This window comes from Streptomyces sp. NPDC093598, assembly GCF_044764825.1.
Lineage (GTDB): Bacteria > Actinomycetota > Actinomycetes > Streptomycetales > Streptomycetaceae > Streptomyces.
Genome location: NZ_JBIWIV010000004.1, coordinates 223705 through 244504 on the forward strand (window position 1 = coordinate 223705; position 20800 = coordinate 244504).

The 20800-nt window shown below is 71.5% G+C and carries 22 protein-coding genes; 13 read left to right on the top strand and 9 right to left on the bottom strand.

Annotated features, from left to right (window positions below):
- Positions 1 to 106 precede the first annotated feature (106 nt).
- On the bottom strand, positions 107 to 1087 hold the full coding sequence (locus tag ACIRDU_RS16240; protein WP_403579535.1) for a DeoR/GlpR family DNA-binding transcription regulator: 981 nt from the start codon (positions 1085 to 1087) through the stop codon (positions 107 to 109).
- A gap of 165 nt (positions 1088 to 1252) precedes the next feature.
- Complete coding sequence (locus tag ACIRDU_RS16245; RefSeq protein WP_403579537.1) at positions 1253 to 2701, bottom strand: NAD(P)H-quinone dehydrogenase; 1449 nt, start codon at positions 2699 to 2701, stop codon at positions 1253 to 1255.
- Positions 2702 to 2798: 97 nt separating this feature from the next.
- Between ACIRDU_RS16245 and ACIRDU_RS16250 the strand changes: the two genes are divergently transcribed.
- From ACIRDU_RS16250 to ACIRDU_RS16260, 3 genes are all read left to right on the top strand, one after another.
- Positions 2799 to 3236: a gamma-glutamylcyclotransferase gene (locus ACIRDU_RS16250; RefSeq protein ID WP_361923645.1), complete on the top strand. Its 438-nt coding sequence runs from the start codon at positions 2799 to 2801 to the stop codon at positions 3234 to 3236.
- Between the two features lie 103 nt (positions 3237 to 3339).
- Complete coding sequence (locus ACIRDU_RS16255) at positions 3340 to 4164, top strand: purine-nucleoside phosphorylase (RefSeq protein WP_403579541.1); 825 nt, start codon at positions 3340 to 3342, stop codon at positions 4162 to 4164.
- A 387-nt stretch (positions 4165 to 4551) separates the two neighbouring features.
- Entirely contained in the window at positions 4552 to 6195 is a 1644-nt protein-coding gene (locus tag ACIRDU_RS16260; RefSeq protein ID WP_403579544.1) for a phospho-sugar mutase, read from the top strand.
- Between the two features lie 36 nt (positions 6196 to 6231).
- Here ACIRDU_RS16260 and ACIRDU_RS16265 read toward each other — a convergent pair whose 3' ends face one another.
- Positions 6232 to 6591, bottom strand: coding sequence for a DUF6204 family protein (locus ACIRDU_RS16265; protein WP_403579547.1), 360 nt, complete (start codon positions 6589 to 6591; stop codon positions 6232 to 6234).
- 71 nt (positions 6592 to 6662) lie between these two features.
- Complete coding sequence (locus ACIRDU_RS16270) at positions 6663 to 7367, bottom strand: PH domain-containing protein (protein WP_403579552.1); 705 nt, start codon at positions 7365 to 7367, stop codon at positions 6663 to 6665.
- A gap of 134 nt (positions 7368 to 7501) precedes the next feature.
- On the opposite strand from ACIRDU_RS16270, the gene deoC reads away from it, so the two are divergent.
- Genes deoC through ACIRDU_RS16285 form a run of 3 tightly spaced genes read left to right on the top strand, consistent with a single transcriptional unit; the run spans position 7502 to position 10783 of the window.
- Positions 7502 to 8464 (top strand): deoxyribose-phosphate aldolase, encoded by a 963-nt coding sequence (deoC, locus tag ACIRDU_RS16275; RefSeq protein WP_403579555.1) that lies wholly within the window; start codon positions 7502 to 7504, stop codon positions 8462 to 8464.
- Positions 8465 to 8469: 5 nt separating this feature from the next.
- A complete protein-coding gene (locus ACIRDU_RS16280; RefSeq protein ID WP_403579558.1) occupies positions 8470 to 9906 on the top strand; it encodes an aldehyde dehydrogenase family protein in 1437 nt (478 codons plus the stop codon).
- The gene (locus tag ACIRDU_RS16285; RefSeq protein ID WP_403579561.1) at positions 9899 to 10783 is read left to right on the top strand and encodes an aldehyde dehydrogenase family protein; all 885 of its coding nucleotides are present in this window, start codon (positions 9899 to 9901) and stop codon (positions 10781 to 10783) included. Before ACIRDU_RS16280 ends, ACIRDU_RS16285 begins: the two co-directional genes overlap by 8 nt.
- A 123-nt stretch (positions 10784 to 10906) precedes the next feature.
- Here ACIRDU_RS16285 and ACIRDU_RS16290 read toward each other — a convergent pair whose 3' ends face one another.
- A complete protein-coding gene (locus ACIRDU_RS16290; RefSeq protein ID WP_403579564.1) occupies positions 10907 to 11302 on the bottom strand; it encodes a hypothetical protein in 396 nt (131 codons plus the stop codon).
- A 56-nt stretch (positions 11303 to 11358) separates the two neighbouring features.
- Between ACIRDU_RS16290 and ACIRDU_RS16295 the strand changes: the two genes are divergently transcribed.
- Complete coding sequence (locus tag ACIRDU_RS16295; protein ID WP_403579567.1) at positions 11359 to 12063, top strand: uridine kinase; 705 nt, start codon at positions 11359 to 11361, stop codon at positions 12061 to 12063.
- A gap of 169 nt (positions 12064 to 12232) precedes the next feature.
- Here the strand turns inward: ACIRDU_RS16295 and ACIRDU_RS16300 are convergent, their stop codons facing one another.
- The gene (locus ACIRDU_RS16300) at positions 12233 to 13003 is read right to left on the bottom strand and encodes a SigE family RNA polymerase sigma factor (protein WP_403579570.1); all 771 of its coding nucleotides are present in this window, start codon (positions 13001 to 13003) and stop codon (positions 12233 to 12235) included.
- A gap of 238 nt (positions 13004 to 13241) precedes the next feature.
- Here ACIRDU_RS16300 and afsQ1 point away from each other — a divergent pair, with 238 nt between their 5' ends.
- The 5 genes from afsQ1 (at position 13242) to ACIRDU_RS16325 (ending at position 17082) form a co-directional block, all read left to right on the top strand.
- Positions 13242 to 13919, top strand: a complete 678-nt coding sequence (gene afsQ1 / locus ACIRDU_RS16305) for a two-component system response regulator AfsQ1 (RefSeq protein WP_053675520.1) — start codon at positions 13242 to 13244, stop codon at positions 13917 to 13919.
- Positions 13916 to 15520 carry an ATP-binding protein gene (locus tag ACIRDU_RS16310; protein ID WP_403579573.1) on the top strand — a complete coding sequence of 535 codons (1605 nt, stop codon included), beginning with the start codon at positions 13916 to 13918 and terminating at the stop codon, positions 15518 to 15520. Before afsQ1 ends, ACIRDU_RS16310 begins: the two co-directional genes overlap by 4 nt.
- Positions 15520 to 16137 (top strand): hypothetical protein, encoded by a 618-nt coding sequence (locus ACIRDU_RS16315; RefSeq protein WP_403579576.1) that lies wholly within the window; start codon positions 15520 to 15522, stop codon positions 16135 to 16137. Before ACIRDU_RS16310 ends, ACIRDU_RS16315 begins: the two co-directional genes overlap by 1 nt.
- A gap of 85 nt (positions 16138 to 16222) precedes the next feature.
- Positions 16223 to 16807, top strand: coding sequence for a VanZ family protein (locus ACIRDU_RS16320; RefSeq protein ID WP_403579579.1), 585 nt, complete (start codon positions 16223 to 16225; stop codon positions 16805 to 16807).
- Between the two features lie 62 nt (positions 16808 to 16869).
- Complete coding sequence (locus ACIRDU_RS16325) at positions 16870 to 17082, top strand: PspC domain-containing protein (protein WP_403579581.1); 213 nt, start codon at positions 16870 to 16872, stop codon at positions 17080 to 17082.
- 80 nt (positions 17083 to 17162) lie between these two features.
- Here the strand turns inward: ACIRDU_RS16325 and ACIRDU_RS16330 are convergent, their stop codons facing one another.
- Positions 17163 to 17519, bottom strand: a complete 357-nt coding sequence (locus ACIRDU_RS16330) for an ATP-binding protein (RefSeq protein ID WP_403579583.1) — start codon at positions 17517 to 17519, stop codon at positions 17163 to 17165.
- Between the two features lie 139 nt (positions 17520 to 17658).
- Positions 17659 to 18816: an adenosine deaminase gene (locus ACIRDU_RS16335; RefSeq protein ID WP_403579585.1), complete on the bottom strand. Its 1158-nt coding sequence runs from the start codon at positions 18814 to 18816 to the stop codon at positions 17659 to 17661.
- A 123-nt stretch (positions 18817 to 18939) separates the two neighbouring features.
- Between ACIRDU_RS16335 and ACIRDU_RS16340 the strand changes: the two genes are divergently transcribed.
- Positions 18940 to 19698, top strand: a complete 759-nt coding sequence (locus ACIRDU_RS16340; RefSeq protein WP_403579588.1) for an alpha/beta hydrolase — start codon at positions 18940 to 18942, stop codon at positions 19696 to 19698.
- 95 nt (positions 19699 to 19793) lie between these two features.
- Here the strand turns inward: ACIRDU_RS16340 and ACIRDU_RS16345 are convergent, their stop codons facing one another.
- A complete protein-coding gene (locus ACIRDU_RS16345; RefSeq protein WP_403579590.1) occupies positions 19794 to 20756 on the bottom strand; it encodes a LysR family transcriptional regulator in 963 nt (320 codons plus the stop codon).
- Between the last annotated feature and the right edge of the window lie 44 nt (positions 20757 to 20800).

Genomic DNA, 20800 nt, shown 5'->3' on the forward strand with positions numbered 1-20800 from the left:
GTGGGCGCTGCGGCACCCCGCTCCACCGGGCTGCGGACCCACCCGGCCCCAGCACCAACGCCGGGGCCCCTGCAGCCGACAGCAACTGGACCGACCCTTTCGGCCCCTACCGCCGCCGCAGATCCGCCACCCGAGCCCGCTCGGCCCCGGGCCCCTGGTCCCCCAGCATCGTGGTGGAGCGCAACCCGCCCCCACCCCCCGGCACCTGCCGCCGAGGCCCGGGCAACGGCACATCCCGGCGCTGCTGACGCGCCGGGACGGCATCACCCCCCGGGCCCCCCGCACCTGAGCCCGCCGAACCCCCTTGCCCCCCGGCCACGGCGATCTGCACGCCCTGGTCGGCAAGCGCCTGGAGTTCCGTGGCCGCACGCTCGTCATGGGCGGGCGGCTCGTCCGTGACGAGGCGCGTGATGAGATCCGTGGGCACGGTCTGGAACATGGTGTCGGTGCCGAGCTTCGTGTGGTCGGCGAGCACGACCACCTCCGCCGCGGCCTGCACCAGCGCCCGGTCGACGGACGCCGACAGCATGTTGGACGTGGACAGCCCGCGCTCGGCGGTCAACCCGCTCCCGGACAGGAACGCCCGCGACACCCGCAGCCCGTGCAGGGACTGCTCAGCACCGCTCCCGACCAGGGCGTAGTTCGAACCGCGGAGCGTGCCACCGGTCATCACGACCTCGACCCGGTTGGCGTGCGCCAACGCCTGGGCGACGAGGAGGGAGTTGGTGACGACGGTGAGCCCCGGCACCCGGGCGAGCCGGCGGGCCAGCTCCTGGGTCGTCGTACCCGCCCCGACCACGATCGCCTCCCCCTCCTCCACGAGGTTCGCGGCGAGGTCGGCGATGGCGGTCTTCTCGGCGGTCGCGAGATGAGACTTCTGCGGAAAGCCGGACTCCCGCGTGAAACCGCCCGGCAGTACCGCACCGCCGTGCCGGCGGTCGAGGAGTCCTTCTGCCTCCAGCGCGCGCACGTCCCGCCGTACGGTCACTTCGGAGGTCTGGACGACGCGGGCGAGCTCACGGAGCGACACGGCTCCGTTCGCTCGCACCATTTCGAGGATCAATTGGCGACGTTCTGCAGCGAACACGAAACTGACAGTAACGCCAGCGACCGTCTGCTTTCAGCAGTTTGCGCTGAATAGCAGAAGATGTTCGCAGCGAGCAGCGGGAAGTGGTATAGGGCCTAGTTGCGCCGCCTATGCCGTACGCATGGTCGAACACTCCCGGTGACCAGGGAGGAGTCGGTTTCGGCCTCAGCCGTCGCCGTTCTCCTTGCGGGTGTGCAACTGCCGTGCCACCTCGGCGATCGAGCCCGACAGGGAGGGGTAGACGGTGAAGGCGTTCGCGATCTGTTCGACTGTCAGATTGTTGTCGACCGCGATCGAGATGGGGTGGATCAGTTCCGAGGCGCGCGGCGCCACGACGACACCGCCCACCACGATGCCCGTGCCCGGCCGGCAGAAGATCTTGACGAAGCCGTCGCGGATGCCCTGCATCTTGGCGCGCGGGTTGCGCAACAGCGGCAGCTTCACGACCCGGGCGTCGATCTTCCCCCCGTCGACGTCGGCCTGGGTGTAGCCGACGGTGGCGATCTCGGGGTCGGTGAAGACGTTCGACGAGACCGTCTTGAGGTTCAGCGGGGCCACCGCGTCGCCCAGGAAGTGGTACATGGCGATGCGGCCCTGCATGGCGGCCACGGAGGCGAGGGCGAACACGCCGGTCACGTCACCGGCCGCGTACACGCCCGGAGCGGTCGTACGCGAGACCTTGTCGGTCCAGATGTGGCCGGACTCGCGCAGCCGGACACCGGCGTCCTCCAGCCCCATGCCCGCACTGTTGGGCACGGCACCGACGGCCATGAGGCAGTGCGAGCCGGTGATGACCCGGCCGTCGGCGAGGGTCACCTCGACCCGGTCCCCCACCCGCTTGGCGGACTGCGCCCGGGAACGTCCCATGACGTTCATGCCGCGCCGCCGGAAGACGTCCTCCAGCACGACGGCCGCGTCCGGGTCCTCGCCCGGCAGCACGCGGTCCCGCGACGACACGAGCGTCACCCTCGAACCCAGCGCCTGGTAGGCGCCGGCGAACTCGGCACCCGTCACACCCGACCCGACCACGATGAGCTCCTCGGGGAGCTCGTCGAGGTCGTACACCTGGGTCCAGTTCAGGATCCGCTCGCCGTCCGGCAGGGCGTCGGGCAGCTCACGGGGATGCCCACCGGTGGCGATGAGCACCGCGTCAGCCGTCAGGGTCTCTTCACTCCCGTCGGCGGTGCGCACCACGACCTTGCGCGACCCGTCGAGCGCCTGCATGCCCTCCAGCCGCCCGCGCCCGCGCATGACACGCGCCCCGGCACGCGTCACGGAGGCGGTGATGTCGTGCGACTGGGCGAGCGCGAGCCGCTTCACACGCCGGTTGACCTTCCCCAGGTCGACGCCCACGACCCGGGCGGCCTGCTCCATGGGAGGGGTGTCGTCGGCGACGATGATCCCCAGCTCCTCGTAGGAGGAGTCGAAGGTGGTCATCACCTCGGCCGTGGCGATCAGGGTCTTCGACGGCACGCAGTCGGTGAGCACCGACGCCCCGCCCAGACCGTCGCAGTCGACGACGGTCACCTCCGCGCCGAGTTGGGCGGCCACCAGCGCCGCTTCGTATCCGCCGGGTCCGCCACCGATGATCACGATCCGAGTCACGTACTCCATTGTCCCGCACCGCTCGACATGCCACCGCCCCGGGGCCCCACCGATGCGCCTGTTGTTACGACAGTGACGCCGGGGCCGCCTGCCGTACCCTCTCCCCATGTCGCTCTACGCCGCGTACGCCGGCAACCTCGACGCGCGGCTGATGTCCCGCCGCGCCCCGCACTCGCCGCTGCGCGCCACCGGCTGGCTGAACGGATGGCGACTGACCTTCGGCGGCGAGCACATGGGCTGGGAGGGCGCGCTGCCGACGATCGTGGAGGACCCGCTCTCCCAGGTCTTCGTCTCCCTCTACGACATCGCCCCCATGGACGAGGAGTCACTCGACCGCTGGGAGGGCGTGGGCCTGGAGATCTACCGCCGCACGCGCGTACGGGTCCACACCCTGGACGGCGAGGATTCCGCCTGGGCCTTCGCCCTGAACGCGTACGAGGGCGGTCTGCCCTCCGCCCGCTACCTGGGCGAGATCGCCGACGCGGCCGAGTCCGCCGGCGCTCCCCACGACTACGTGATGGAGCTCCGCAAGCGCCCCTGCTGACGGCCGCTGGAGCCCCCTTCGTCGGAAACGACAAGACAACGATCACCACCCGGTCAGCTCTGCCATCTACGCGCGTAGGCATTCACCGGCTACCCTCGTCGGCGTGAACGCATCTCTTCTTCCGGACGACATCCAGGGCGACCCTCACGCGGCCGCCGACGCCGCCGCGGCCCGCCTGCGCGAACTGACGGGCGCCGAGACCCACGACGTCGCCCTCGTGATGGGCTCCGGCTGGGCCCCGGCCGTGGACGCGCTGGGCGCCCCCGAGGCCGAGTTCCAGGTCACCGAGCTCCCCGGTTTCCCGCCGCCGGCGGTGGAGGGCCACGGAGGCAAGGTCCGCTCGTACCGGATCGGCAACAAGCGCGCCCTGGTCTTCCTGGGCCGTACGCACTACTACGAGGGCCGCGGGGTGGCAGCGGTCGCCCACGGCGTCCGCACCGCGGTGTCGGCCGGCTGCAAGACGGTCGTCCTCACCAACGGCTGCGGCGGCCTGCGCGAGGGCATGCGCCCCGGCCAGCCGGTCCTCATCAGCGACCACATCAACCTCACGGCCACCTCCCCCATCATCGGCGCGAACTTCGTCGACCTGACCGACCTGTACTCCCCGCGCCTGCGGGCCCTGTGCAAGGAGGTCGACGCCACGCTGGAGGAGGGCGTCTACGCCCAGTTCCCCGGCCCGCACTACGAGACTCCGGCCGAGATCCGTATGGCCCGGGTCATCGGTGCGGACCTGGTGGGCATGTCGACGGTCCTCGAGGCGATCGCCGCGCGTGAGGCGGGCGCCGAGGTTCTGGGCATCTCCCTCGTCACCAACCTCGCCGCGGGCATGACGGGCGAGCCCCTGAACCACGAGGAGGTCCTCCAGGCCGGCCGCGACTCCGCGACCCGCATGGGCTCCCTGCTGGCTCAGGTCCTGGGCCGCCTGTAAGAAAGCTTCGGCAGGGCGTCCGGCGGCTGCGGGTCCGTGGTGGCTGGTCGCGCGGTTCCCCGCGCCCCCAGGAGGTTGCAGTCGCCTGCGCGAGAAAGCCGCCGCGACCGCCCACAGCGGGCAAGGGGACGCACCCGCGCACGGCGGGAAGGGGACGTGTCGGGGGGTGTCCGCCCGCAGCGGTTGGCGCGTCGACGAACGGTTAGTCGGTACGCAAGTCGATCGCGCCGTTCCGAGGACGGACACCCCCCGGCGCGGCCCCGACCCCCCACCCGGCGCAAGGCGAAAGACGCGCACCCCCACCACCCCGCACAGGCCGCCGCAAGCCGCCGCAAGCGGCCGCAGACCGTCGCACACACACCACACCGGAGAGGCTGACACCACACCGTGCACGACGAACTCATCGCACAGGCCCAGGCGTGGCTCACCGAGGACCCCGACCCGGAGACCCGCACCGAGCTCGCCCGTCTCATCGACGCCGGGGACCACACGGAACTCGCCGCACGCTTCAGCGGCACCCTCCAGTTCGGCACCGCCGGCCTCCGCGGAGAGCTCGGCGCCGGCCCCATGCGCATGAACCGCTCGGTCGTCATCCGCGCCGCCGCCGGCCTCGCCGCGTACCTCAAGAAGCAGGGGCACGACAACGGCCTCGTCGTCATCGGCTACGACGCCCGCCACAAGTCGCACGACTTCGCCCAGGACACCGCCGCTGTCATGACCGGCGCCGGTCTGCGCGCGGCCGTCCTGCCGCGTCCCCTCCCGACCCCCGTGCTCGCCTTCGCGATAAGGCACCTCGGCGCGGTGGCCGGAGTGGAGGTCACCGCCAGCCACAACCCGCCCCGCGACAACGGCTACAAGGTCTACCTCGGCGACGGCTCCCAGATCGTCCCCCCGGCGGACGTCGACATCGCGGCGGAGATCGCCGCCGTCCCGTCCCTCACCACCGTCCGGCGCCCCACCGAAGGCTGGGACACCCTCGACGACAGCGTCCTCGACGCCTACCTCGCCCGCACGGACGCCGTCCTGTCCAAGGATTCCCCCCGCACCGCCCGCACGGTGTACACGGCGATGCACGGCGTCGGCAAGGACGTCCTGCTGGCCGCCTTCGCCCGCGCCGGCTTCCCGGAACCGGTGCTCGTCGCGGAGCAGGCCGACCCCGACCCGGAGTTCCCGACCGTCGCGTTCCCCAACCCGGAGGAGCCCGGCGCGATGGACCTGGCCTTCGCCACGGCACGCGCACTCTCCGGCGAAGCCGCCCCGGACCTGGTCATCGCCAACGACCCGGACGCGGACCGCTGCGCCGTCGCCGTACCGGACGGCACCGACTGGCGCATGCTGCGCGGCGACGAGGTCGGCGCCCTGCTCGCCGCCCACCTGGTCCGCCGTGGAGCGACCGGCACTTTCGCGGAGTCCATCGTCTCGTCGTCCCTCCTCGGCCGGATCGCCGGGAAGGCGGGCCTCCCGCACGTCGAGACCCTCACCGGCTTCAAGTGGATCGCCCGCGCCGAGGGCCTGCGCTACGGCTACGAGGAGGCCCTCGGCTACTGCGTGGACCCCGACGGCGTGCGCGACAAGGACGGCATCACGGCCGCGCTGCTGATCACGGAACTGGCCTCCCAGCTCAAGGAGGAGGGCCGCACACTCCTCGACCTGCTGGACGACCTGGCGGTGGAGCACGGCCTGCACGCGACGGACCAGCTCTCGGTCCGCGTGGAGGATCTCTCCCTCATCGCCGCCGCGATGCGCCGCCTGCGCGAACAGTCCCCGACGGAACTGGCCGGCCTGCCGATCACCCGTACCGACGACCTCACCCGGGGCACGGCCGAACTCCCGCCCACGGACGGCCTGCGCTACACCCTCGACGGCGCCCGGGTGATCGTCCGCCCGAGCGGCACGGAGCCGAAGCTGAAGTGCTACCTGGAGGTCGTGGTCCCGGTCGGGTCCCACGAGGAGCTCCCCGCGGCCCGCGCGAAGGCGACGGCGCTGCTGGAGTCGATCAAGCGCGACCTGTCGGCGGCGGCGGGCATCTGAGGCCGATGCCCCGCACCACCGTCCCCGGCCGATGACTCAGGAACTCCTCCGGGCGGCCTCCCGCCGCTGCCGCTTGCCGAGAGGCGCCCGGGAGAGGTCCTCGGCGGTGGACCTGAGGTTCTTGTAGCCGTACCCGCGCTGCTCCAGCCACGCCCGCGCCGACTCCTCGGCCCGCTCGGTGGCCTCCAGGATGTCCTCCTCGGCCTCCCCGGAGTCGAGGAAACGGAAGGTGAAGGCGGGCCGCACGGCCACGTCGTACGTGAGGCTCCCCTCGGGAGTGAAGGCCGCGCGCAGCACGTCGTGCTCCGCGGCCCGCTCCAGCAGCTCGGCCCGCTGCCCGGCGCTCAGCCCGTCGAAGACGCCTCGGACAGTGACACGAAAGGTACGGGTGCTCATTCCGCGAACCTAGGGGGTGTCCGTTCAGGGCTCCACCGGTTTTCCGGCACGGCACGCCGGCCGGAGCCCCGTCAGCCCACCGCCACCAGGATCAGCACCAGCACAGCCCCCGCGACCGCCGGCGCCAGCACCTCGTAGGCCCACCGCACGGTCACCTCACCCCGCGCCGACTGCGCCTCGCGCCGCGCCTCGTGCAGCGCCCGCAGATCGTCCATGATCCGGTCGGTCTCCGCCCGCACGGGCCCGTCCGACACCGGCTCCCGGCTCAGGCCGTGCTCCAGCCCCGCGGTCATCCCGAGCGCGCTGCCGCGGCCCTCGTCCCGCCCCATCTGCCGCCGCGCCTGCGCCGTCGCCCGCATCTCGCGCCGCGCGGCCTTCTTGCGGGCACGCAGCGAGACCGGCACGGCCCACAGCTGGTACTTCGCACCGGACTCGGTGAGGACCTCGTTCGAGTACGCGGAGCGCAGCGAGGCGACCTGCCCCCAGGGCACGACGACGACACGGAAGGGGTTGCGGATCCGCAGCCGGTTCTCGCCCGCGTACACGGCGGGCCGCAGGGTGAAGGCGACGACCAGCGGCACGACGAGGAGCAGCACGGCGAGCGCCAGCCACGGGGTGCGTCCCTCCCCGGAGATCACCGCGTCGATGCCGAGCCACCCGGCGATGGCGAGCAGCAGCACGCCACCGGCGATGGCCGGGACCGATCGGTACACCCGGTCCTTGGACTCGGGCTCCGGAGGCTGCGGCGCGGGCGACTGGGACTCGGGGCTCGTCATGTCTCGATTCTGCCGGACCCGTCCGCACGTCCCTCATCCACGTCCCCCACGGCCGGGAACGATCGGCGGATCCGCCCCGGAACAACCGGGGGCTGTACAGCCGCTACGCGCGTAGATATGCTCGTCTGGTGACCATGCCCAGTTCTGCACTCACCGCAGCTCACCCCCTCAGGGACGTCGCCTCGTCCGACAGCGCGCTGCGCCGCTTCCTCCACGGGCTTCCCGGCGTCGACGCGGTCGGACTCGAAGGCCGTGCGGCCTCCCTCGGCACCCGTTCGATCAAGACGACCGCGAAGGCGTACGCCATCGACCTCGCCATCTCGATGGTCGACCTGACGACGCTGGAAGGCGCGGACACCCCGGGCAAGGTCCGGGCGCTCGGCGCGAAGGCGGTCAAGCCCGACCCGACGGACCGTACGACGCCCGCCACCGCGGCGGTCTGCGTCTACCCCGACATGGTGGCCGTGGCCAAGGAAGCCGTCGCCGGCTCCGGCGTCAAGGTCGCCTCGGTGGCCACGGCGTTCCCGGCCGGCCGCGCCGCGCTCGACGTCAAGCTGGCCGACGTGCGCGACGCCGTCGCCGCCGGTGCCGACGAGATCGACATGGTCATCGACCGTGGGGCGTTCCTCTCGGGTCGATACTTGAAGGTGTACGACGAGATCACCGCCGTGAAGGAGGCCTGCGGGACCTCCGCGCGCCTGAAGGTCATCTTCGAGACGGGCGAGCTCTCGACGTACGACAACATCCGCCGCGCGAGCTGGCTCGGGATGCTGGCGGGCGCGGACTTCATCAAGACCTCCACCGGAAAGGTCGCGGTCAACGCGACTCCGGCGAACACGCTGCTCATGCTGGAGGCGGTGCGTGACTTCCGTGCGCAGACCGGCATCCAGGTCGGTGTGAAGCCGGCCGGCGGCATCCGCACCTCCAAGGACGCCATCAAGTTCCTCGTGCTGGTCAACGAGACGGCGGGCGAGGACTGGCTGGACAACCACTGGTTCCGCTTCGGCGCCTCCTCGCTGCTGAACGATCTGCTGATGCAGCGCCAGAAGCTGGCCACCGGCCGCTACTCCGGTCCCGACTACGTGACGGTGGACTGATCACCATGGCACCCGTATTCGAATACGCCCCGGCCCCCGAGTCGCGCGCGATCGCCGACATCGCGCCCTCGTACGGCCTGTTCATCGACGGCGAGTTCGTCGAAGCGGCGGACGGCAAGGTCTTCAAGACCGTCTCCCCCTCCACCGAGGAGGTCCTCTCGGAGATCGCCCAGGCCGGTTCCGAGGACGTCGACCGTGCGGTGAAGGCCGCGCGCAGGGCGTTCGAGAAGTGGTCGGCGCTGCCCGGCTCGGAGCGCGCCAAGTACCTGTTCCGCATCGCGCGGATCATCCAGGAGCGCAGCCGGGAGCTGGCCGTCCTGGAGACCCTGGACAACGGCAAGCCGATCAAGGAGACGCGCGACGCGGACCTGCCCCTGGTCGCCGCGCACTTCTTCTACTACGCGGGCTGGGCCGACAAGCTCGACCACGCCGGCTTCGGCGCGAACCCGAGGCCGCTGGGTGTGGCGGGCCAGGTCATCCCCTGGAACTTCCCGCTGCTGATGCTGGCGTGGAAGATCGCCCCGGCGCTGGCAACCGGCAACACGGTCGTCCTGAAGCCCGCCGAGACGACCCCTCTCTCCGCCCTGTTCTTCGCGGACATCTGCCGCCAGGCGGGCCTGCCGAAGGGCGTCGTCAACATCCTTCCGGGCTACGGCGACGCCGGCGCGGCCCTGATCGCCCACCCGGACGTGAACAAGGTCGCCTTCACCGGCTCCACGGCGGTCGGCAAGGAGATCGCCCGCACGGTCGCCGGGACGCGCAAGAAGGTCACACTGGAGCTCGGTGGCAAGGGCGCGAACATCGTCTTCGACGACGCCCCCATCGACCAGGCCGTCGAGGGCATCGTCAACGGCATCTTCTTCAACCAGGGCCAGGTCTGCTGCGCCGGCAGCCGCCTGCTGGTGCAGGAGTCGATCCAGGAGGAACTCCTGGAGTCCCTGAAGCGCCGCCTGTCCACACTGCGCCTCGGCGACCCGCTGGACAAGAACACGGACATCGGCGCGATCAACTCCGAGGAGCAGCTCACGCGCATCACCTCGCTCGTCGAGCAGGGCGAGGCGGAGGGCGCCGAGCGCTGGTCGCCCGCGTGCGAACTGCCCGAGAGCGGCTACTGGTTCGCCCCGACGCTGTTCACGAACGTCACCCAGGCGCACCGGATCGCCCGCGACGAGATCTTCGGCCCGGTGCTGTCGGTGCTGACCTTCCGCACTCCGGACGAGGCGGTCGCCAAGGCCAACAACACGCCGTACGGCCTCTCCGCCGGCATCTGGACGGAGAAGGGCTCCCGCATCCTGGCGGTCGCAAACAAGCTCCGCGCGGGTGTCGTCTGGTCCAACACGTTCAACAAGTTCGACCCGACGTCGCCGTTCGGCGGTTACAAGGAGTCGGGCTTCGGCCGCGAGGGCGGCCGCCACGGCCTGGAGGCGTACCTCGATGTCTGATCGGCTCAACGTCCTGAAGACCTACAAGCTGTACGTCGGCGGGAAGTTCCCGCGTTCCGAGAGCGGCCGGGTGTACGAGGTGACCGACGCAAAGGGCAACTGGCTGGCCAACGCGCCCCTGTCCTCCCGCAAGGACGCCCGGGACGCGGTCGTCGCGGCCCGCAAGGCGTTCGGCGGCTGGTCCGGGGCGACGGCGTACAACCGCGGACAGGTCCTGTACCGCGTGGCCGAGATGCTGGAGGGGCGCCGCGGCCAGTTCACCCGTGAGGTGGCCGACGCGGAGGGTCTGGCGAAGTCCAAGGCGTCGGCGGTCGTGGACGCCACGATCGACCGCTGGGTCTGGTACGCGGGCTGGACCGACAAGATCGCCCAGGTGGTCGGCGGCGGCAACCCGGTGGCGGGCCCGTTCTTCAACCTGTCGTCCCCCGAGCCGACGGGCGTGGTCGCGGTGGTGGCGCCGCAGGAGTCGTCCTTCCTGGGCCTGGTGTCGGTGCTGGCCCCGGTGATCGCGACGGGCAACACGGCGGTCGTGGTGGCGAGCGAGAAGGCCCCGTTGCCCGCCCTGTCCCTGGCCGAGGTCCTGGCCACCTCGGACGTCCCCGGCGGCGTGGTCAACGTCCTGTCGGGCCGTACGGCGGAGATCGCGGCCCCGCTGGCGGCCCACCAGGACGTCAACGCGATCGACCTCGCGGGCGCCGACGAGGTCCTGGCGAAGGAGCTGGAGATCGCGGCGGCCGACAACCTCAAGCGCGTCCTTCGTCCACAGCCTGTGGATTACGCGGAGACTCCCGGCATCGACCGCCTGACGGCGTTCCTAGAGACGAAGACGGTCTGGCACCCCACGGGGTCACTGGGCGCGTCGGGTTCCTCGTACTAGCCCCGCCATCCCCTCGGTACGGAAGCCCCGGGCCTCCTCCGTCCAGGAGGCCCGGGGCTTCTCCGCGTTCGGGTGGCGGCCCGCGCTCCTCAGTGAGGGGAGATCCCGCTGCGGGGCCGTGAGTTACCGCGAGAGCGGCTCGGTCGCGGCCTCCACCACCGGGATGCCCCCGATCGACGGTGCCTGGGCCACCGGTCCCGTCACCTCCCGGGACGTCATCGGCTTGAAGTCGGCGACCTCGGTGCCGACGCTGTTGTCGAGCGGGTCGACTCCCGTGCCGGCGAGGGGGTTGGGCTTGAGACCCGTGACCGTGCCGGTGGTGTAGGCGAGGGTGTCGCTCGCTGCCTGGAAGCCGGCCCGGGGGTCGGTCTTCCCCAGGGAGGTGTGGACCATGTCCAGGACCGAGCCGGTGCCCGCCGCGGCCGACGCCGCGCCCGCTCCCAGCGCGATGCCCGCGGTCGCGAGCACGGCCAGGGCACGCTGGGCGGTCGGCTGCTTGGGTGAGTCGTGTCGGGCCATCACTGCCACCTCTTGACGCTGTGGGTAATCAGAACGACACGAAGGGTAGTTGAGATGTGACGCGCGCATCAAAGACGACCCGCGGGGTCGTACGGCCCCCGACGGATGCCTCACACTGGTGTCCCGTGAGTTCCCCTCTGCCCATACCGACGCGAGTCGTGCTGCTCTGCGGCCCTTCCGGCTCCGGCAAGTCCCTCCTCGCGGCCCGCTCCGGCCTTCCGGTGCTGCGGCTCGACGACTTCTACAAGGAGGGCGACGACCCGACTCTGCCCCTGGTGGCGGAGAGCTCCGACATCGACTGGGACCATCCGGACTCGTGGGACGCGGACACGGCCGTCGCAGCGATCACCCGGCTGTGCCGCACGGGCCGTACGGAAGTTCCCGTCTACGACATCGCGCTCAGCGCCCGCACCGGCGGCGAGACGGTCGACATCGGACGGACCCCGCTGTTCATCGCGGAGGGCATCTTCGCCGCGGAGATCGTCACGCGCTGCCGCGAACTCGGCGTCCTGGCCGACGCGCTGTGCCTGAGCCGCGGCCCGGTGAAGACCTTCCGCCGCCGCTTCCTGCGGGATCTGAAGGAGGGCCGCAAGTCGGTGCCGTTCCTGCTGCGCCGCGGCTGGCGCCTGATGCGGCAGGAGCGCACGATCGTCGCCCGCCAGACGGCACTGGGCGCGTACGCCTGTGACCGGGACGAGGCGATGGGCCGGCTGGCGGCAGCGGCGGCCGGCCGGTGCGCGAGCCTCCGTACGGCGGCGTAGGCCCCGGGGCACAAGGAAAAGCGGGACTGGACGGACCCCCCGGCCCTCCAGTCCCGCTTCTGTGCTCCCCCGTGTCCTCCCCCGAGTCCCCCACTCTCCTGTGGAGACGCCCCCCAGCGTCTCCGCAGTTCCCCCGTGGGCCCCCTTTGTGGTGCTCCCCCCCGTACCTTCAGGCGACGAGCTCGCCGAAGGCGTCCTCCTCGTCACGGCCGAAGCTGAGGACCTCGTCCTCGCGCAGCCGGCGGAGCGACCGCCAGATGCTGGACTTCACCGTGCCGACACTGATGTCGAGGATCTCCGCGATCTCCGGGTCCGTGCGGCCCTCGTAGTAGCGCAGGACCAGCATGGTGCGCTGGAGTTCGGGCAGCCGGGCCAGCGCCTGCCACAGGACCGCGCGCAGCTCGGTGCCGCGCATCGCGTCCGTGTCACCGGGCGTCTCCGGCAGTTCCTCGGTCGGGTACTCGTTGAGCTTGCGGCGCCGCCAGGCGCTGATGTGCAGGTTGGTCATGGTGCGGCGGAGGTATCCGCCGACCGCCGCCTTGTCACTGATCCGGTCCCACGCCCGGTAGGTCGAGAACAGCGCGCTCTGCAGCAGGTCCTCGGCCTCGAAGCGGTCGCCGGTGAGGTGGTAGGCGGTTGCGTACAGGGAGGCGCGGCGCTCCTGGACGTAGGCGGTAAACGCCGCTTCGGCATCTACAGTCTCCGTCAGCGAGCGGCGCTCCCCCGAGCCCTCCCCGTACGCGGCTCCCCCGTGAGCCGCCCCCGTCCCCTTGCTCTCCCCCGTGGATGCGTCAACCACCGTCATGAACGCGGTGTGCTGACGCCCGGCGCCGCGAGCGCACCCCCGCCCGCTCACGGCACCGGACTTCTCGGAACCCCTGTGCACGTCGTGCAGACGCGTGACAACTGCGCTGGTGCTGATGCCGTGCAGCGTGTTCATCTCGCGCCCCCCGTCGTGGACTTCCGGTGTGCGGCCCGCCGGTTGGGGCGGGCTTCCTTGCCTGTGCCGAAAAGCTTGCCGCGGCACTTTCATGGCCGTGTCCGCCGACTGTCACAGACCTGTCACAGGGGCCGGGCACAGGCTGGCCACAGGTCGTACACACGCGTCGGCCGTACCGGCCGCACCGAGTGGGCCCCACCGGTCGAACCGCGACCCCTCCATGGGCCAGAATGAGCGCGTGCCTTCCCTGTTGCTGATCGAGGACGACGACGCCATCCGGACGGCCCTGGAGCTCTCACTGACGCGCCAGGGTCACCGCGTGGCGACCGCTGCCAGCGGTGAGGACGGTCTGAAGCTCCTGCGCGAGCAGCGGCCGGATCTGATCGTGCTGGATGTGATGCTGCCCGGCATCGACGGGTTCGAGGTGTGCCGGCGCATCCGGCGCACGGACCAGTTGCCGATCATCCTGCTGACCGCGCGCAGCGACGACATCGACGTGGTGGTCGGGCTGGAGTCCGGCGCCGACGACTATGTCGTCAAACCGGTGCAGGGGCGGGTGCTCGACGCCCGGATCCGGGCCGTGCTGCGGCGCGGCGAGCGGGAGTCGAACGACGCGGCGAGCTTCGGCAGCCTCGTCATCGACCGCTCGGCGATGACCGTGACGAAGAACGGCGAGGACCTCCAGCTCACGCCGACCGAGCTGCGGCTGCTGCTGGAGCTGAGCCGGCGGCCGGGCCAGGCGCTGTCCCGGCAGCAACTGCTGCGGCTGGTGTGGGAACACGACTACCTGGGCGACTCGCGGCTGGTGGACGCCTGTGTCCAGCGGCTGCGCGCCAAGGTCGAGGACGTGCCGTCGTCCCCGACGCTGATCCGTACCGTGCGGGGTGTCGGCTACCGGCTGGACGCTCCTCAGTGACCCAGGCGCACCAAGGGGGGGCCCACGGCTGGACCGGGGCGCGCAAGGGAGTTCTGTCGGGGCTGCGCTTCACCAGCCTGCGGCTGCGACTGGTCGTCGTCTTCGGCCTGGTGGCCCTGACGGCCGCCGTGTCCGCGTCCGCGATCGCGTACTGGCTCAACCGCGAGGCCGTGCTCACCCGCACCCAGGACGCCGTGCTGCGCGACTTCGAGCAGGAGATGCAGAACCGGGCGGGCGCGCTGCCCGAGCGTCCGACACAGGACGAGTTGCAGCACACCGCGGGCCAGATGGCGGGCAGCGACCAGCGCTTCAGCGTGCTGCTGGTCGGCCGCGACAGCGAGGGCAGGACCGTCTACGGCAGCTCCGGCGGGCTGAGCGGCTTCTCGCTGCGCGACGTACCGGCCTCGCTGCGCACGGCGGTGAACCGGACGCAGAAGATCGACGGGGCCGACAAGCACCCGTACCACCTGTACTGGCAGCGCATAGTCGACCACGACACCCCGTACCTGGTGGCGGGTACGCGGGTGATCGGCGGCGGTCCGACCGGTTACATGCTCAAGTCGCTGGAACCGGAGGCGAAGGACCTCAACTCGCTGGCCTGGTCGCTGGGCATCGCCACGGGGCTCGCGCTGATCGGCTCGGCGCTGCTCGCGCAGGCCGCGGCGACGACCGTGCTGAAGCCGGTGCAGCGGCTGGGGGCGGCCGCGCGGCGGCTCGGCGAGGGCAGGCTGGACACCCGGCTGCGGGTGTCCGGCACCGATGAACTCGCCGATCTGTCGCGGACGTTCAACAGCGCGGCCGAGGCGCTGGAGAAACGGGTCGCCGACATGGCCGCGCGCGACGAGGCGTCCCGGCGGTTCGTGGCGGACATGAGCCATGAGCTGCGGACGCCGCTCACCGCGATCACCGCCGTGACGGAGGTGCTCGAGGAGGAGCTGGAGGCGGAGACCGGCAGCATGGACCCGATGATCGAGCCCGCCGTGCGGCTGGTGGTCAGCGAGACGCGGCGGCTGAACGACCTGGTCGAGAACCTGATGGAGGTCACCCGTTTCGACGCGGGCACCGCCCGGCTCGTGCTGGACGACGTCGACCTCGCCGACCAGATCACGGCCTGCATCGACGCCCGCGCCTGGCTGGACGCGGTCGAGCTGGACGCCGAGCGCGGCATCCACGCCCGTCTGGATCCGCGCCGCCTGGACGTCATCCTGGCCAACCTGATCGGCAACGCGCTCAAGCACGGCGGCTCCCCGGTGCGGGTGTCCGTCCGGGAGACGGACGACTCGATCGTCATCGAGGTGCAGGACCACGGGCCCGGCATTCCTGAGGACGTCCTGCCGCACGTCTTCGACCGCTTCTACAAGGCCAGCGCCTCGCGGCCGCGTTCCGAGGGCAGCGGCCTGGGTCTGTCCATCGCGCTGGAGAACGCCCACATCCACGGTGGCGAGATCACCGCGGCCAACTCGCCCGACTCGGGCGCGGTGTTCACCCTGCGGCTCCCGCGCGGCACGTCCCCCGCGGAGGAGCAGCCCGCCGAGGACGACCTGGAGCCCGGGAGCGACACCGACCGGCCCCAGGGCGAGGACCCGAAGGGGGAAGCCTGATGACCGCACGTCTCACGGCCGTGTCCCGGCTGCTCGCCGTTCCGGCGCTCGCCGTGCTGCTGGCCGGCTGCGGGATCCGGGCCACGGAGGTGCCGACGAACTTCGGGCCCGCGCCCTCGCGGGTGCAGTGCTCGCTCGCCGAGCCGGACGGGTCGACGCAGGCCGCCCGAGGGCTGCCGGTGCAGGTGTTCCTGCTGTGCGGGTCCTCGCTGGTGACCGTCGACCGGACCGTGCGGGTCCCGGACGGCGCGGCCGACTCCGAGCGGCGCATGCTCGTCGCGCAGGGCCTGCTGGACCAGCTCGCCACACCCCCGTCGACCGCCGAGAAGGAGGCCGGGTACAGCACGGACGTCCGCAGCGGCATCACCGTGGGCGGGCCGCGCCGCGGCGACCCGGAGGAAACGCTGCGGCTGAGCACGGCACCGGCCGGACTCACCTCGTACGCCCTCGCGCAGATCGTCTGCACCTTCTCCGACTCGGCGGCGGCCGAGGGGGACGGCTCGGTGGTCCTGGGCGGACCCGGCGCCGAGACCCCCCGCCGCTACGAGTGCACCGACGAGGTGCGGGCCCGGCCGGGCAGTACGGAACCGCCGTCGAAGGACGCGGCCGGGGAGTGACCCGCCCGGGCTGTGGCGCATGCCTCACCGGCCTGTCGGGGTCCATCCCGGAACCGATCCTGCCGGAGCCCGCGTCTAGGGGGGCGTGCAGCGTCAAGGCTCCATCGGCGGCAGCGCCGCGTTCCGCATCCGTGCGACAGGAGGTGTCCTCCTCGTCGCCCACCTCGCGTTCGTCGCCTGGTTCACGCTGCGGCCGCTGGACGTGCCCTGGGTGATGCCCGCCAACCTGCGGCCGTTCGCCGGTATCCGGGCCGATCTCGCCCTGGGCTGGCCCGAGGCGGCCCGCCGGATCGGTGCGGGGCTGGCCCTGCTCGCCCCGCTGGGTGTGCTGCTGCCGATGGTGAGCGGCAGACTGGTCGTCTCGCCGCTGGCGTCCCTGCTGCGTACCGTCGCGGCCGGCGCCCTGCTGTCGTGGGGCATCGAACTGCTGCAGACCGGCGTGCCCGGTCAGGTCGTCGACGTCGACTCGCTGTTCCTGAACACGGCGGGCGTGGCCCTCGCGCATCTCGCGCTGGTCCCGGCGGGCCGCTCCTGGCTGCGCCGGAGCGCCACCACCCGCCTGCTGCGTACGCCCCTCGCCCCGGAGGAGCCGGCTCAGGGTCGGACCCCGACGATTCCCAGGGTCGGGATCGCCCCGTGGAGCGACGCTTTGCCCCCTTCGTCTCCGTAGCGTGGAGTGCAGATGGGGTACTCGGACGAGAGGCCTCACACACCCTCACGAAGGAGTCGCACATGTCCCGCCTCGCCCGCCCCACCCACGGCCGCATGATCGGCGGCGTGTGCGCCGCGCTGGCACGGCGCTTCGGCACCTCCGCGACGACGATGCGGGTGATCTTCCTGATCTCGTGCCTGCTGCCCGGCCCGCAGTTCCTGCTCTACATCGCGCTGTGGATCCTGCTGCCCTCCGAGGACAAGACGCACGGCAAGGCCCAGACCGCCTGGTGACGTCCGTGTGCGAGAACGCCGATGGGGCGCACCCGCGCGGGTGCGCCCCATCGGCGTGTGTGTCCGCCTCGGCGGGAGGGTCAGACGACCGGCACGCCGTTCACCGGCAGGCCGTGGGTGGGCAGGTCCTGCACCGGGAGGCCGCCGAGCAGCTTGGCAGCCGGGCCGGTCGGGCCCTGGGCGAGCAGCTGCCCGGCGACGGGCTGTGCGGCGGCGAGACCGGTACCGGCCAGGGTCTGCCCCTGGCCCACCGTCTCGCCCGAGCCCGCCGGCAGCGTCTGGGAGAGCTGCTCCGCCGGGAGCGCCGCGGTGACGCTCTCCAGGGTCTGGGCGGTGTCCGGGAGGGCCGGGGCGGCGTTGGCGGCGCCCGCACCGGCGGCGGCGAAGGCGGCACCGAGAGCGGCGACACCGAGGGTCTTGGCAGCAGACTGCTTCATGAAATGCGTCCTCGTAACGGGATGACGGGGTGTGAGCGGTTCAGCGACCGTAATCAGGCGGCCCCGTCCGCCGCAAACATCGAAATGCGGACGGATGGTGAACACCGCCCGCATTCGCTGTGCGCCGAATACCCCCGAATCAGCTCTCGGAGGCGTCAGAACCGCTGGTGGAAGCGGTCTGACGGAACAGCCATTCGGATTTCAGCTCGGCATACCCGGGCTTGATCACGTCATTGATCATGGCCAGTCGTTCATCGAAAGGAATGAATGATGATTTCATCGCATTGACGGTGAACCACTGCATGTCGTCGAGCGTGTAACCGAACGCCTCGACAAGGTGCTCGAATTCCCGGCTCATGCTGGTGTGCGACATCAGGCGGTTGTCCGTGTTGACCGTGGCCCGGAAGTGCAGCCGGCGCAGCAGACCGATGGGGTGCTCGGCGTACGAGGACGCGGCCCCGGTCTGGAGGTTGGAGCTCGGGCACAGCTCCAGCGGGATGCGCTTGTCCCGGACGTAGGAGGCGAGCCGGCCGAGTTCGACCCGGCCGTCCTCGTGGACCTGGATGTCGTCGATGATCCGCACACCGTGTCCGAGCCGGTCGGCGCCGCACCACTGCAGGGCCTGCCAGATGGAGGGCAGGCCGAAGGCCTCGCCGGCGTGGATGGTGAAGTGGTTGTTCTCGCGCTTCAGGTACTCGAAGGCGTCGAGGTGCCGGGTGGGCGGGTAGCCGGCCTCGGCACCCGCGATGTCGAAACCCACCACCCCCAGGTCGCGGTGGCGGTTGGCGAGTTCGGCGATCTCCAGGGCGCGGGCCGCGTGCCGCATGGCGGTGAGCAGCGCGCCGACGCGGATGCGCAGGCCGTTCTCCCGTGCGCGCCGCTCGCCTTCCCGGAAACCCTCGTTGACGGCCTCGACGACCTCTTCGAGGCTGAGGCCGCCCTCCAGGTGCTGCTCGGGGGCGTAGCGCACCTCGGCGTAGACGACGCCGTCCCCGGCCAGGTCCTCGGCGCACTCGGCGGCGACCCGGACCAGGGCGTCACGGGACTGCATGACGCCGACGGTGTGGGAGAACGTCTCCAAGTACCGCTCCAGGGAACCGGAGTCGGCGGCCTCGCGGAACCAGACGCCGAGCTTCTCCGGATCGGAGTCGGGGAGATGTGAGTAGCCGCTCTCGCGGGCGAGTTCGACGATCGTGCCGGGGCGCAGACCGCCGTCGAGGTGGTCGTGCAGCAGAACCTTGGGCGCCCGGCGGATCTGGTCCGGTGTCGGGGTGTTCGCGATGGTCTGGCTCGTCATTTCCGCACTGTAACTCCTACGCGCGTAGAGGGCGCGTTCCCGGATGCTTGACGTTTTCGTCGATACGTAACGGTGACCCCGAGGACGGGTCGAGTACACCCGCGCTTCTGACACTGTTCTGTCATGGCACACCAAGCGACGCCGGTTCGCAGGGCCCGGCTGGGCAGGGCACTCGGTCCGGAGCCGACGGCGGTGAGCGGCGTGGTGCTGCTGCTCCCCGGCGGCGACGAAGTATCCGGCCGCAGACCGTCGCCGATGCTGGCGACCGCCTCCGTGCGCGGCGTCGGACGCCGCCTGGCCCGCGCGGGCCGGGACGAGGGTCTCGCCGCGCACGTGGTGCACTACCGCTACCGCGGGTGGAACGGCAGCGAGGCCAACCTCGCGCAGGACGCGACGTGGGCGGCCGACGAGGTCGTACGCCGGTACGGGGACGTCCCGGTCTGCCTCGTCGGCCTCGGGATGGGCGGTCGGGCCGGGTTGCGGGCGGCCGGGCACGAGGCCGTCAACTCCGTGCTGGCACTCGCCCCGTGGCTGCCGGAGGAGGACGTCGCGGCGCCACCCGAACCGGTGAAGCAGTTGGTCGGGCGCCAGGTGCTGATCGTGCACGGCACGAACGACGGGCGGACGGATCCCGAGCTGTCGTTCCGGCTGGCGGCGCGGGCGAAGAAGGCGAATCGGGACGTGTGCCGGTTCGAAGTGCACGCGGACGGTCACGGGTTGCATCAGTACCGGGACGAAGTCCTGGCGCTGGCCGAGGACTTCGTGATGGGAGCGGTGTTCGGGCGGGTGGTGTCGCGGCCCGTGCGGGACGCGTTCGCCGCGCCGCCGCCGTTGGGGTTGCGGATGCCGCTCGCTGCGGGGTTCAGTCCTTCGCGGCGATAGCTCCGTCGGGGTGCCTGTTCATCGGCCTGTGCGGGTTGCATGTGGCTTGTCGCGCCCACGCGGCGGAGCCGCAGATCGATACAGCCCCGCGCCCCTCAGGTGGGCAGCAGGCTGCCCCGCCTTGAGAGCAGGAACTTCTTGAAGGCCGCCACCGGGGGCGTGTCCGGGTGGCCTTCCAGCCAGGCCACGCCGATCTCGCGGGCCGCTCGGGGGGCCGTGACCGTCAGTTCCACGACGCCCGGGCGCGGGACCGCCGGCGGGGGCAGGAGAGCCACTCCGAGGCCTGCCGCCACCAGGCCCCGCAAGGTTTCCGCCTCCTCGCCCTCGAAGGCGATGCGGGGCTTGAAGCCGGCCTCCTTGCAGAGATCGTCGGTGATGCGGCGCAGGCCGTAGCCGGGCTCCAGGGTGACGAAGGTTTCGTCGGCCGCCTCGGCGAGGCGGATACGACGGCGGACCGCGAGGGAGTGGTCGGCGGGGACGACCAGGCGGAGCTTCTGCTCGTCCAGGCGGCGGGCCACCAGGTCGGGGGCGTCCGGCACCGGGGACGTCAGGCACAGGTCGAGCTCGCCCGCGCGCAGGCGCTCCAGCATGGCCTCGCCGTAGTTCTGGACGAGGCTGAAGCGCACGCGCGGGTGGTCGGCGCGGAAGGCGTGCAGAAGGCCCGGTACGGTCTCGGCGCCCATGGTGTGCAGGAAGCCGAAGGCGACCTTGCCGGTGGCCGGGTCGGCGTCCGCGCGCACCTCCTCGGCGGCGCGCTCTACCTCGGCCAGGGCGCGTTCGACGGAGGTGAGGAAGGTGCGGCCGGCCGGGGTGAGGGAGACCGTGCGGCCGTGCCGGGCGAACAGGTCGACGCCCAGGTCCTGCTCCAGGCGGGCCATGGACCGGGAGAGCGTCGACTGGGGGACGTTCATCTCCTGGGCGGCGCGGGTGACGTGCTCGGTGCGGGCGACGCCCGCGAAGTAGGCGAGACGCGGCGCCAGCACCTTCGACATCTCCGCCATGTCTGCTGTGTCACTGCTCGGTGACAGGTGGGCCTGTGAGCTCGGTTGATGCACCATGGGAACGATTATGACCGTTCCATGCATTGGACGGATCAGTAGGG